Source organism: Streptomyces sp. NPDC024632, from assembly GCF_055559175.1.
Genome location: NZ_JBVHLD010000012.1, coordinates 220,388 through 232,566, shown reverse-complemented (window position 1 = coordinate 232,566; position 12,179 = coordinate 220,388). Strand labels below are relative to the sequence as shown.

The following is a 12,179-nucleotide window of genomic DNA, read 5'->3' as shown; positions in this document are numbered from 1 at the left end:
GCTCGTCTCAGCGCGGTGCGGCCGACTCCGCCCTGGCCAGCAGCTCGACCGCGCGAGTGATCGACTCCGGGGACAGGTGCGCGTACCCGATGACCAACCGGACGCCGGGCACCCGCGTCGGCGCGTGCTCGTAGTCGGACAGGGGGCGGAGGGTGATTCCGGCGGAGGTCGCGGCGGACAGCAGACGGGACGGGGGTCCGCAGCGCGGTGGGAGGGTGACGATGGCGTGCAGACCGGCGGCGATGCCGCTGGTCGTGGCGCCGGGGAAGTGCGCGGCGAGCGCGGTGGTGAGGGTGTCGCGGCGGCGGCGGTAGAGGCGCTGGCAGCGGCGGAGGTGGCGGTCGTACTGCCCGGAGGTGAGGAAGTCGGCCAGGACGGCCTGCTCGGTGACCGGGTTGCCGAGGTCCATCGTGCGCTTGCGCGCGGCGGCGTCGGCGATGATGTCCGGCGGCGCGACGAGCCAGCCGAGCCGCAGCCCCGGGGCGAGGGTCTTGCTCACCGAGCCGGTATAGGCGACATGGCCGGGCGCCAGGCCCTGGAGGGCGCCGACCGGCGCGCGGTCGTAGCGGAAGTCGCCGTCGTAGTCGTCCTCGATGACGAGACCGTCGACCGTACGGGCCCAGTCGGTGAGTTGGGCGCGCCGCCGCGCCGAGTAGGCGACCCCGGTCGGGAACTGGTGGCAGGGCGTGACGATGGCGGACCGTACTCCGGCGGCGGCCAGCGCCGTCACCGACAGGCCCTCCTCGTCGACGGGCACCGGCACCGCCGTCAGCCCCGTCGCGCCGAGCAGTCCGCTCTGCTCGGGGCTGCCCGGGTCCTCGACGGCCGTCGCGCGCTCGCCGCGCCCGCGCAGGACGAAGCCGAGCAGGGTGTGCGCCTGGGCCACGCCGGAGCAGACCATCACCTGGTCGGGGTCCGCGGCCACCCCGCGTCGCCTGGCCAGCAACTCAGCCAGCGCCTCGCGCAGTTCGGGCAGGCCGCGCGGATCCGGGTAGCCGAAGGCGCGGTGCGGGAGCCGGGCGATCACCCGCCGGTGGGCCGCCGACCACGCGGCCCTCGGGAACAGGGAGAGGTCCGGCAGACCCGGCCTGAGGTCCGCGGGACCGCCCCGGTCGTCCACGGCGGGCATGGCCGTCGCGGCCGGTACGGCTACGGCGCCCGCGCCCGTCACCCACGTGCCGGAGCCCTGCCGCCCGCTGAGATACCCCTCGGCCGTGAGCTGCGCGTACGCGTCGGTGACCAGGCCCCTCGACACGCCGAGGTCGGCGGCCAGTTCGCGGCTGGCGGGCAGTTGCGTGCCGGGCGCGAGCCGCCCCGAGCGCACGGCGTCCCGCAGCGCCGCCTGGAGCGCCCGCCCCCGACCCCGCGGCGACGCCCCCGCGGAGGGCAGCAACAGCTCCCACGCGGCGGTCCACCCCTCGGGCTGGGCGCCTTGCGGCCCGTCGGCCGGCGGGCCCGCCGGGACCGTCGTCCGGGGTACGTCCGACCCGGCCGCCGAGGTCGGCGCGCCGCCCGCCGCCTCCGGGTCCGCACCGGCACCATCCGAATTGGTCCTCTTAACTCCCATGGGAATGGACCTTAAACCGGACCGCTTGTCTCCATACCGTCGTCGTATGAACTCATCCCCACGCGCCGGCTTCCTCTTCGCCACTGTCGCCTGTGTCCTGGTCGGCGCGTCCTTCACCGCGGGCGGCGCGCTCGTGGACTATCCGCACGCGGGCGGCCAGGCGCTCCGTTACGGCTCGGCCTGTCTGCTGCTCCTGTGGCCCGCGCGCAAAGGCGCCGTGCGGAGACTGCGGGCGCTGACCGTACGCCAGTGGGCGCTGGCGGCGGGCGTGGCGGCGATCGGCATGGTCGGCTTCAACCTCGCGATCCTCGCGGCCGAGCGCACCGCGGAACCGGCGGTGCCGGGCGTGCTGGTCGGGTGCGCCCCGGTCGTGGTCGCGGTGCTCGTACCGCTCGGGGCGGGGCGGCGGCCGACGCGGACGGTCGCCGCGGGGGCCGTGCTCGTGGCGTCCGGCGCCTTCGTGGTGCAGGGCTGGGGCGGCACGGACGGCGTGGGGCTGTTCTGGTCGGTGATGGCGCTGGTGGGGGAGTGCGGATTCGCTCTGCTCGCGGCGCCGTTGGTGAAGCCGCTGGGGCCGCCGCTGCTGTCGGCGTGCGTGTGCGCGCTGGCCGCCGTGGAGGCGGGGACGCTGGGGCTGGTGACCGAGGGCCGGGCGGCGGTCCGCGTACCCACCGGATCCGAGGCGCTGGCGCTCGGCTGGCAGTCGCTGGTGGCCACCGTGATCGGATTCCTGTGCTGGTACGCGGGCGTGCAGCGGATCGGCACTGAGCGCGCCACCCTCTTCTCCGGGCTGATCCCGGTGTCCGCCGCGGTGACCGCGCCCTTGGTGGCGGTCGGCACCTTCGGGGCGGGTCAACTCGCGGGCAGTGTTTTGGTCGCGGTCGGTGTCGCCGTCGGCTCGGGAGCGCTGCGGTCGCGCCGACGGCCGCTCGCGAAGGAACCTTCCGCGAACCGCCCTCTCGCGAACCGGCCTCCCGCGAAGCCGCTTCCCGCGAAGCCGCTTCCCGAGCACCGGCCTCCCGAGCACGTACCCGACCGCGATCGGCGGACCGTTCCGGCGGCGGCGGACGCCCCATAGCCGGATGGCAAAATTCCGCGCGGCCGGGAACTCCCGCTGGGGTGGGCGAGTTGTGACAGTACGGGCCGGTGCGCGACACCGGTCCGGCCAGCAGCCCCGACCGGGCGCCCCCGTCCCGGTCGGGGCGTCGTCCGCCCGGTGCCGCCGCGCGCGGCGGCACCCGCACGGTCCCTCGGCGGCGCCGAGGGACCGTGCGGCCCGTCATCAGAGCTCCGTGAGTGCTTACTTGGCGCCGAGCACCTGCTGGAGCGGATCGATCGCGAAGTACGCCAGGAAGCACACCGACACACCCCACACCAGCGGATGCACCTCGCGCGCCTTGCCCAGCACGATCTTGATCACGACGAAGGACAGGAAGCCCGCGCCGATCCCGTTGGTGATGCTGTAGGTGAAGGGCATCACGGCGATGGTGAGGAAGGCCGGGATGCCGATGTCGTACTGCGTCCAGTCGATGGTGCGGACCTGCGCCATGAGCAGGAAGCCGACGGCGACCAGGGCGGGGGCGGCGGCCTGGGACGGGACGACGCCGGCGAGCGGGGTCAGGAAGAGCGCCACCACGAAGAGCGCGCCGGTGACGACGCTGGCCAGACCCGTACGGGCGCCCTCGCCGACACCCGCGGCGGATTCCACGTAGGCGGTGTTGGAGGAGGCGGAGGCCGCGCCGCCCGCGACGGCGGCGGCGCCGTCGATGAACAGCACGCGGCCGATGTTCGGCACCCGGCCCTGCTCGTCCAGCAGACCGGCCTCGTTGGAGATGCCGACGATCGTGCCCATCGCGTCGAAGAAGTCCGACAGCACGAGGGTGAAGACGAAGAGCGCGGCCGTGACGATGCCCGCCTCGCGGAAGCCGCCGAAGAGGCTGAAGTGACCGATCAGCCCGAAGTCGGGCGTGGACGTCACATGGTGCGGCACCTTGGGCACCGTCAGGCCCCACGCCGAGTCCGGCAGGTCGGCGATCTTGTTGACGACGATCGCCACGATCGTCATGACCACGATGCTGATCAGGATCGCGCCCTTGATCCGCCGCGCGACCAGCGCGACCGTCAGCAGCACACCGAGGCAGAAGACCAGCACCGGCCAGCCGGTGAGCGTCCCGGTCGCGCCGAGCTGCACCGGGACCGTCGTCTTCGCCGCGTCGGGGATGCGGCTGGCGAATCCGGCGTCCACGAAGCCGATGAAGGCGATGAACAGGCCGATGCCCACGCTGATCGCCTGTTTGATCGGCTGCGGGATCGCGTTCATGATCGCCTCGCGCAGGCCGGTCGCGACGAGCACGCAGATCAGCAGGCCCTCCAGGACGACCAGGCCCATCGCGTCGGGCCAGCTCATCTTGGGCGCGAGCTGGAAGGCCACCACGGCGTTCAGGCCGAGACCGGCCGCGATCGCCAGCGGGAGGTTGCCGCCGACGCCCATGATCGCGGTCATCACGGCTGCCACCAGCGCGGTGGCGGTGGTGAGTTGGGCGACCGAGAGGTGGTGCCCGAACTTGTCCGTGGCGCTGCCCAGGATGATCGGGTTGAGCACGAGGATGTACGCCATCGTGAAGAAGGTGGCGAGACCGCCGCGTATCTCCCGGCCGGGCGTGGATCCGCGCTCCGATATCCGGAAGTAGCGGTCCAGCGGACTGGCCGCGGGTGGTGGTGCGGACGACGGCTTCTCCGCGTCCACGACGGGTCCTGACATGGTGCTCCTCTGGATTCAACAAACGGTGGAACGAGGGCGGGGCACACGGATTGTGCTCCCCGGTCGGCCGCGGCGGGTTTCCGTGGCGTTACCCCGTATCACCGTCGGGTTTCAGTCATGCCCAGGTCAACACCCGCGTCGTTTCCCACGGACATCACGAACGGCGTCTCAGCACACCGTCAACAACTCATGAACGTCTCGCGCGCCCGCCCCATAGCAGGCCGTCGCGTTCGAGGATTGGTCTTGACCAAGTTCACGAGGCGGCTCTATCTTCGAGACGTAGTAGTGCAAGGACCTTTAATAAATAGTGGTTCGGAAACAAGGCTGAACAAGCCGAGGGCGTGGCCGACAAGCCAGAGCCCGTCGCGGACCCGGTGATTGCGAGGACAGGGTGGGGACCACGCAGCTCGAATCGGTGCAGGAGCCGAAGTACTGGCACCTGAAGACCGTGCTGAACGACGCCCTCGACTCGGAGTTCGAGGTCGGTGAGATCCTGCCGAACGAGCGGGACCTGGCCGCCCGCTTCGGTGTCGCGCGCGCGACGCTCCGGCAGGCGCTCGAACAGTTGGAACTCGAAGGGCGCCTCCAGCGGCGCAGGGGGGTCGGCACCACCGTGGCACCGCCGCGGATGGGCGTGTCCGTGGGACCGGTCGCCGAGGCGTGGCCCGGCTCCGGCCGTGACTCCTGGAACACGGTGGGCTGCGTCGAGGCCGCCGCGCCCGGCCCGATCGCCGCGCTCCTCGGCACCGGCGGCGACGAGGCGGTGCACACCATCCGCCGCGAGCGCGTGATGCGCGGCCAGCACGTCGCGACCGAGCTGCTGTACGTGCCCCCGGCCTCGGTGCCCGAGCTGTCGACGATGCTCACGCCCGCCAACCACGGCCCCGCCGTCCTGCGCGAGCTGCACACGCTGGAGCTGGAGGGCGAGGACCGCTCCGTCGAGCTGGGCTCGGCCAGCGCCCAGGACGCCAAGCAGCTCGACCGGCTGCCCGGCGCGCCCGTCCTGGTCGTCACCACCCGCTACTTCTCCGAGGGCCGGGTCGCCGCCGCGTCGGTGGCCACGTACCGCGCCGACACCTGCCGGCTGACCTTCGGCGACTCGGGTGCTCTTGAGGTCACCCACCACCAGGACGACAGCCGCCAGGCTTCCTGAACCGGGCGGCTGCCCCGGCGGCGAGCGCCCACCGGTCGAGACGACCGGAGGCGCCGAGCCCGGCGGCCGTACGCCGACCCGATGTCACCATGGCGCGGTGCTGATACGTCAGTGCCGCGCCAGTGACGTCTGCTCCACCGCGAAGAGCTGCTCCTCGACATGGTCCAGGGCCAGCCGCAGGGCGCCGGTCGCGATGGCCTCCTGCCCGAGCGCGGACAGCGTCACCTTCGGGGGCCGCAGACAGTAGCGCGCCAGCTCGGAACGGAGCGGCTCCAGGACCCCGTCGAGGCCCGCCGCCCAGCCGCCGACGACCACCAGCTCCGGGTCGATCGCCAGCACCAGCGCGGCGACGTCGTGCACCAGGCGGCGAAGGAAGCGCTCGACGGCGTCCTTGGCCTGTACGTCGCCCTTCTTCGCCAGCGCGAAGACCCGCGCGACCGCCGGTTCGTCGAGCGGGTGCAGCGGGGTGCCGGTGGTCGACAGCAGGTGCTCGGGCGTGACCTCGCGGCCCAGCAGGTGCAGGGCGCCGATCTCGCCCGCCGCGCCGCCGAAGCCGCGGTGCAGCCGCCCGCCGATCAGCGAACCCGCGCCGGGGCTCAGCCCGGCCAGGACGAAGACCACGTCGTCGGTGTCGACCGCGACACCCTTCCAGTGCTCGGCGACCGCCGCGACATTCGCGTCGTTCTCCACCAGCACCGGACAGCGGAAGGAGCGCTGCAACCGCTCGCCCAGCGGCAGCCCCGTCCAGCCGGGCAGCGCCGTGCTCAGCCGGACCTCGCCGTGCGCCTCCACGATGCCGGGGCTGCCCACGCCGACCGCCCACAGGGTGCTGCGGGCCACCCCGGCCTTGCGCAGCAGCTCGGCGACCGTGCCGCGGACCCGCTCCAGCCGGTCGTCGGCGGACGCGGCCTCGTCGACCTCGCGGCCGTGCGAGCCCAGCACCTGGCCGCTGAGGTCCGACAGCACCACCCGTACCTGGTGCGCGCCGATCTCGATGCCCAGCAGATGCCCGGCCTCGGCGTGGAAACGGAACCTGCGGGCGGGACGGCCCTGTTTGCGCGCGTCGGCGCCCTCGGGGGCCACCTCGACCACCAGGTCCGACTCGGCCAGGCCCTCGATGACGCCCTCGACGGTGGGCCGCGACAGTCCCGTGCTGTGCACCAGCTCGGTCAGCGTCGGGGCCTGCGCCCCGCGCAGCGCATGGAGGACGACCGCGGAATTGATCCGCCGGAGCAGGGATGGGTCCCCGCCGGTGAGCCGCCCCAACGTATGTCCTCCCAGCCTGTACCTGTGTGTGGCGGATCGTACCGGGCGCGGGCCGTCGCGGCGAGTGGTCGCCCGTACCCGCCAAGACGCGTGGCGTCCCGTAAGCGCTGACGGGACGCCAAACGTCCTACGGGGACGGTGCGCGGGACCGGTGGAGTGCCGGTGCCGCGCGCGGCCGTCCCGCCGGCCCAGGCGGAACGGCAGGGCGGGGGGCTACGGCTTCGGCTCGTGACCCGCGGCGATGCGCAGTCGGGCGAACTCCTCCGCGAGAGCGGCCGGCGACCAGTGCGCGTTGAGGCCGCTGGGGCTCGGCAGCGCCCAGATCCGGGTCGCGCCGATCGTCCGCTCCTGCGGGCCGACCTGGGCGTGCTTGTCCGCGAAGGCCACCCGGTAGGCGGTGACACCGAGCACGGCGAGCCAGCCGGGCCGGTACTCCTCGACCTTCGCGGTCAGCAGCTTCCCGCCCTCGACCAGCTCCCGCGCCGTCAGCTCGTCGGCCCGCGCGGTCGTCCGCCCGGCCACGTTGGTGATCCCGAGGCCGAGCGCGAGCATGTCCTCCTGCTCGGCCGGGGCGAACCGGCGCGGGGTGAAACCGGAGGCGTGCAGCGCGGGCCAGAAGCGGTTGCCCGGCCGGGCGAAGTGCTGCCCGAGATGCGCGGACATCAGCCCCGGATTGATCCCGCAGAACAGCACCCGCAGACCGCCCCCGATGACATCGTCCAGGGTGCGGTCGCGGGCCGCCGTGAGCTGTTCCGGAGTCATACGGGCTGCCGCCTGCTCGTCCTGCTCGTCCCGGTGGTCAGAGGATCGCGCCGGGGCGGTACGCGGCGGCCCGCGGGTGCGCCTTGGTGACGTCCTCGATCCGCCGGACGACCTCGGCGACCTGTCCGGCCGCCGCGCCCGTGAACGACAGCCGGTCGGCCATCAGCGCGTCGAGACCCGCCCGGTCCAGCGGGATCCGCGCGTCGGCGGCGAGCCGGTCGAGCAGTTCGTTGCGCTCGGTGCCCTGCTCGCGCATGGCCAGCGCGGACGCCACCGCGTTCTCCTTGATCGCCTCGTGCGCGACCTCGCGGCCGACGCCCGCGCGCACCGCGCCCATCAGTACCTTTGTGGTGGCCAGGAACGGCAGGTAGCGGTCCAGTTCGCGGGCGACGACGGCCGGGAAGGCGCCGAATTCGTCCAGCACCGTCAGGAACGTCTCCAGCAGCCCGTCGAAGGCGAAGAAGGCGTCGGGCAGCGCGACCCGGCGCACCACCGAGCACGACACATCGCCCTCGTTCCACTGGTCGCCCGCCAGCTCGCCGGTCATCGACGCGTAACCGCGCAGGATCACCATCAGGCCGTTGACGCGTTCGCAGGAACGGGTGTTCATCTTGTGCGGCATCGCCGACGAGCCGACCTGGCCCGGCTTGAAGCCCTCGGTGACCAGCTCGTGCCCGGCCATCAGCCGGATCGTCTTGGCCAGCGACGAGGGACCGGCGGCGAGCTGCACCAGCGCCGTCACCGCGTCGTAGTCCAGCGACCGCGGGTACACCTGGCCGACCGAGGTGAAGGCCCGCGAGAAGCCGAGGTGGTCGGCGATCCGCTGCTCCAGATCCGCCAGCTTCGCGCTGTCGCCGCCCAGCAGGTCCAGCATGTCCTGCGCGGTGCCGACCGGACCCTTGATGCCGCGCAGCGGATAGCGGCCGATCAGGTCCTCGACCCGCTCGAAGGCCACCAGCAGCTCGTCCGCGGTCGTCGCGAAGCGCTTGCCCAACGTCGTCGCCTGCGCCGCCACATTGTGCGAGCGGCCCGCCATCACCAGCTCCGCGTACTCACCCGCGAGCTGCCCCAGCCGCGCGAGCACCGCGACCGTACGGTCCCTGACGTGCTCCAGCGACAGCCGGATCTGAAGCTGTTCCACATTCTCCGTCAGGTCCCGTGACGTCATGCCCTTGTGGACCTGCTCGTGCCCGGCCAGCGCGTTGAACTCCTCGATGCGCGCCTTCACATCGTGCCGGGTGACCTTCTCGCGCTCCGCGATCGAGCCGAGGTCGACCTGCTCGACCACCCGCTCGTAATCCGCGATGGCCTGCTCCGGCACCTCGATCCCCAGGTCCTTCTGCGCCCGCAGCACGGCCAGCCACAGCCTGCGCTCCAGCACCACCTTCTGCTCGGGAGACCACAAGGTGGCCAGCTCCGCCGAGGCGTAGCGGCCGGCGAGGACGTTGGGGATGCGCGGCTTAGCAGTCACGTGCGGAGAGTTTACCGGGTATCCGGGCGGCCCGATTCCGCCGGTCACACGCGCCGGAGCCCTGGTCAGCGGTCCGGGAACGGGGCCGTGACCGCCGCGCGCGGCAGGTGCCCCCGGCGCCGTACCACTGCCGAGTCGACCCGGGTCTGTCGTAGGTCCGCGCCGGGCGTACGCGGCCGCCCGGACGCTTCCGCGCGTCGGTTCGCGCCCTGTCCCCGGTGATCGGCGAGGTCCCACGATCGAGGTGTGGCGATTCGCACGATTTCTGCCACATGTTCTGCTACCCGGTCACCCGGCTGTCCGGGACCGAGACGGAAGGAACACGCTCATGAGCACGTCATCAGGGGACGGACCTCCGCAGGACGAGGTCCGCGCGGTCACCACCGCCCAACTGACCCAGGTCGCCGACAACGGCATCTGGGGCACGGGCGCGAGCGTCAATCCCGACGCGGCCAACCTGGGCGAGGCGCTGGTCGCCGCGTTGCAGGGCAACACCACCCAGAACCTGCTGCCGCGCGACCTGCGCCGGCTCACCGACGACGTGCTGCGGGTCGCCACCGTCGGCTTCCCGTGGATCCGGGCCCAGGACGGGACCCGGCTGGCGGCGCACACCATCAGGCACAACTCCGCGGAACCGCGCCCACTGGTCATCCTCCCCGCCGGTTGGACCCCGGTCGGCTGGCCGCTGTTCGAGTACGCGCACCTGACCCTGGCCCTCAAGGGCTACCACGTGCTGGCGTACACCCCGCGCGGGATCGGCCTGACCGTGAACATCCCCGGCCACGGGTACGTGGACGGCCCCTTCACCTCGGGCGGCTTCATCGACGTCGGCGGACCCAACGACTGGGCCGACGGGTCCTCGGTGATCGACTACGCGCAGGAGCACTTCGCACCGAGCAGGATCGGATTCCTGGGCGAGTCCTACGGGTCCGGGATCAGCCAGCTCGTCGCGGCGAACGACGACCGGGTGGACGCGGTCGTGGCGCTGAGCACCTGGGGCAATCTGGCCACCAGCCTCTACCACCACGACACCCGGCACCTCCAGGCCGTGGCCGTCCTGCTCGCCCTGACCGGCGGACCCGTGGAGCGCAAATTCGACGAGGCCACCCAGCAGATCCTGGCGGACTTCCACGCGAATCAGAACATGGACACGGTCGTGGCGTGGGGCACGGAGCGCGCGCCGGAGGCGTACACCGACGCCACCAACGACCGCGGTGTCCCGACCTTCATCTCCAACACCTGGCACGAGGGCCTGTTCCCGGTCAACCAGGTGCTTGCCACCTTCAACCGCCTCACCGTCCCCAAGCGGCTGAACATGTGGATCGGTGACCACGCGGTGCCGGAGGGTCCCGGACTCACCGGACCGCTGGCCGGGCCGACCGGCCCCAACCTCGCGATGGCCGAGGCGTACGCCTGGCTCGACCACCACCTGCGGGGCGAGGCGAACGACGTGCCCGACTGGCCCCAGGTCAACAACCAGATCATGTTCACCTACGAGACCCGGCCGGGCTCCGGCACCGGAGACGACACCGTCGTCACCCCGGCGCGGCGCGAACCCCGGCAGACCTGGGGCGACGTCACTGTCTCCACCGAACGCTGGTATCTGGCCAACATCGGGGCCGGGCGCCGGGACGGGTCACTGACCGAGGAGCCCGCGCCCGGCTGGTCGCGCGGGTTCATCGCCGGGCACCTGACCGAGGCCACGGCGGTGGACGGGATCGTGGCGACCGGCAAGGCCGAGTGGAACGGCAATCCGAAGACCTACGAGACGGAGAAGTTCGACCGGCAGCACCTGGCGCTGTGGGCCACCGATCCGCTCCCCGCGGGCGCGGACCCGCACGTGGCGCGCCGGATTCGCGGCATCCCCGAGGTCCGGCTGACCGTGCGCAGCTCCGCCGCGTCCACGACCCTGGTCGCGTACCTCTTCGACATCGCCGAGGACCGGACGGCGCGGATCGTCACGCACGAGCCGTACACCCTGTCCGACCTCGTGCCCGGCCAGGACACCACCGTCACCTGGCAGCTCCAGGCCGCCGCCTACGACGTGCCCGCCGGCCACCGGCTGGCCCTGGTCGTCAACAGCAAGGACAAGCTCTACTCCGACGCCGACGTCGAGGGCAGCACGACCACCGTCAGCTCCCCGCCGGGAGAGGAGTCCCACCTGGACCTGCCGCTGGGCTGACGGGCGACCCCGTCGTACGGCGGATCAGTCGTCGTACGACGGACCGGCCGCCCACGGCAGCAGGTCGGGGCGCTTGGCGGGGCGGCCGTCGCCGGAGGAGCGGCCGGTGAGGCGGCGGCCGATCCACGGGACGAGGTGCCGCCGGGTGAAGCGCAGGTCGGCCGTGCGGCGGGCGGTCCAGCCGGGGCGGACCGCCGGGGGGAGACCGACCGTCCAGTCGGACTCGGCGGGATGGCCGAGGGTCTGCCAGACGGCCTCGGCGACGCGCCGGTGGCCGTCCGCCGTGAGGTGGAGCCGGTCGTCGGCCCACATGCGCTGGTCGCCCAGGACCTCGGCGCCGTAGAGGTCGACGACCAGGGCGCCGTGGCGGGCCGCGAGGTCGTCGAGGAAGGCGAAGAGCTGTTCCATCCGGGGCAGGAAGCGGGCGGCGACCGGCCCGCGCCGGGCGGGGCTGCGCATCAGGACGAGCTGGCCGCAGGCCGGCGCGAGCCGTTCGACACAGCTCTCCAGGACCGCGCAGACCTCCTCCACGTCGCACTTGGGCCGCAGCACGTCGTTGAGGCCGCCGACCAGGGTGATCAGGTCGGCGCCCATCGCGGCGGCCACGTCGACCTGGTCCTCGGAGATCTGCCGGATCAGCTTGCCGCGCACGGCGAGATTCGCGTACCGGAAGCCCGGACCGTCCCCCGGCACCGGCTGCTGACCGTTCCCGGTCGCGGTTCCGTCCACGGTCCCGTCCCCGCCCGCGGTCGCGGTCGCGGTGCGGGAAGCGGCGGCGAGGCGGGCGGCGAGCAGGTCCGCCCAGCCCCGGTAGGACCCGTCGGGCAGCAGGTCGGACATGCCCTCCGTGAAGGAGTCGCCGACCGCGACGAAGCTGCTGTACGCGGCCGGCGACCGCGCGCCCGCCTCCGCGCCCGCCTGTGTGTCTGTCTGTGCGTCATTCTGCATGGCGCCGGAGATCCTATGCGACCGCTCAGGAGCACCGGCAACGAGGTCGGGACCCGTTACCGGTCGCCC

9 protein-coding genes are annotated in these 12,179 nt (G+C 72.8%); 3 read left to right on the top strand and 6 right to left on the bottom strand.

What is annotated here, in order from left to right; genetic code table 11:
• Window positions 1-7: 7 nt before the first annotated feature.
• Window positions 8-1,567, bottom strand: a complete 1,560-nt coding sequence (gene pdxR, locus ACZ37P_RS25320; protein WP_467348722.1) for a MocR-like pyridoxine biosynthesis transcription factor PdxR — start codon at window positions 1,565-1,567, stop codon at window positions 8-10.
• 46 nt (window positions 1,568-1,613) lie between these two features.
• On the opposite strand from pdxR, the gene ACZ37P_RS25315 reads away from it, so the two are divergent.
• On the top strand, window positions 1,614-2,645 hold the full coding sequence (locus ACZ37P_RS25315) for a DMT family transporter (protein ID WP_467348720.1): 1,032 nt from the start codon (window positions 1,614-1,616) through the stop codon (window positions 2,643-2,645).
• Between the two features lie 222 nt (window positions 2,646-2,867).
• Here ACZ37P_RS25315 and ACZ37P_RS25310 read toward each other — a convergent pair whose 3' ends face one another.
• Window positions 2,868-4,328 (bottom strand): NCS2 family permease, encoded by a 1,461-nt coding sequence (locus tag ACZ37P_RS25310; RefSeq protein WP_401853900.1) that lies wholly within the window; start codon window positions 4,326-4,328, stop codon window positions 2,868-2,870.
• 391 nt (window positions 4,329-4,719) lie between these two features.
• Between ACZ37P_RS25310 and ACZ37P_RS25305 the strand changes: the two genes are divergently transcribed.
• Complete coding sequence (locus ACZ37P_RS25305; RefSeq protein ID WP_355341238.1) at window positions 4,720-5,481, top strand: GntR family transcriptional regulator; 762 nt, start codon at window positions 4,720-4,722, stop codon at window positions 5,479-5,481.
• A gap of 108 nt (window positions 5,482-5,589) precedes the next feature.
• On the opposite strand, the gene ACZ37P_RS25300 is transcribed toward ACZ37P_RS25305, so the two are convergent.
• The 3 genes from ACZ37P_RS25300 to purB all read right to left on the bottom strand — a co-directional run bounded on the left by ACZ37P_RS25300 (window position 5,590) and on the right by purB (window position 8,980).
• Entirely contained in the window at window positions 5,590-6,747 is a 1,158-nt protein-coding gene (locus ACZ37P_RS25300; protein ID WP_355341235.1) for an ROK family protein, read from the bottom strand.
• 213 nt (window positions 6,748-6,960) lie between these two features.
• A complete protein-coding gene (gene mug, locus ACZ37P_RS25295; RefSeq protein WP_467348719.1) occupies window positions 6,961-7,509 on the bottom strand; it encodes a G/U mismatch-specific DNA glycosylase in 549 nt (182 codons plus the stop codon).
• 37 nt (window positions 7,510-7,546) lie between these two features.
• Complete coding sequence (purB, locus tag ACZ37P_RS25290) at window positions 7,547-8,980, bottom strand: adenylosuccinate lyase (protein WP_355341229.1); 1,434 nt, start codon at window positions 8,978-8,980, stop codon at window positions 7,547-7,549.
• A 328-nt stretch (window positions 8,981-9,308) separates the two neighbouring features.
• Between purB and ACZ37P_RS25285 the strand changes: the two genes are divergently transcribed.
• Window positions 9,309-11,162, top strand: coding sequence for a CocE/NonD family hydrolase C-terminal non-catalytic domain-containing protein (locus ACZ37P_RS25285; protein WP_467348717.1), 1,854 nt, complete (start codon window positions 9,309-9,311; stop codon window positions 11,160-11,162).
• A gap of 24 nt (window positions 11,163-11,186) precedes the next feature.
• Here the strand turns inward: ACZ37P_RS25285 and ACZ37P_RS25280 are convergent, their stop codons facing one another.
• On the bottom strand, window positions 11,187-12,002 hold the full coding sequence (locus tag ACZ37P_RS25280) for an SGNH/GDSL hydrolase family protein (RefSeq protein ID WP_467348804.1): 816 nt from the start codon (window positions 12,000-12,002) through the stop codon (window positions 11,187-11,189).
• Window positions 12,003-12,179 lie beyond the last annotated feature (177 nt).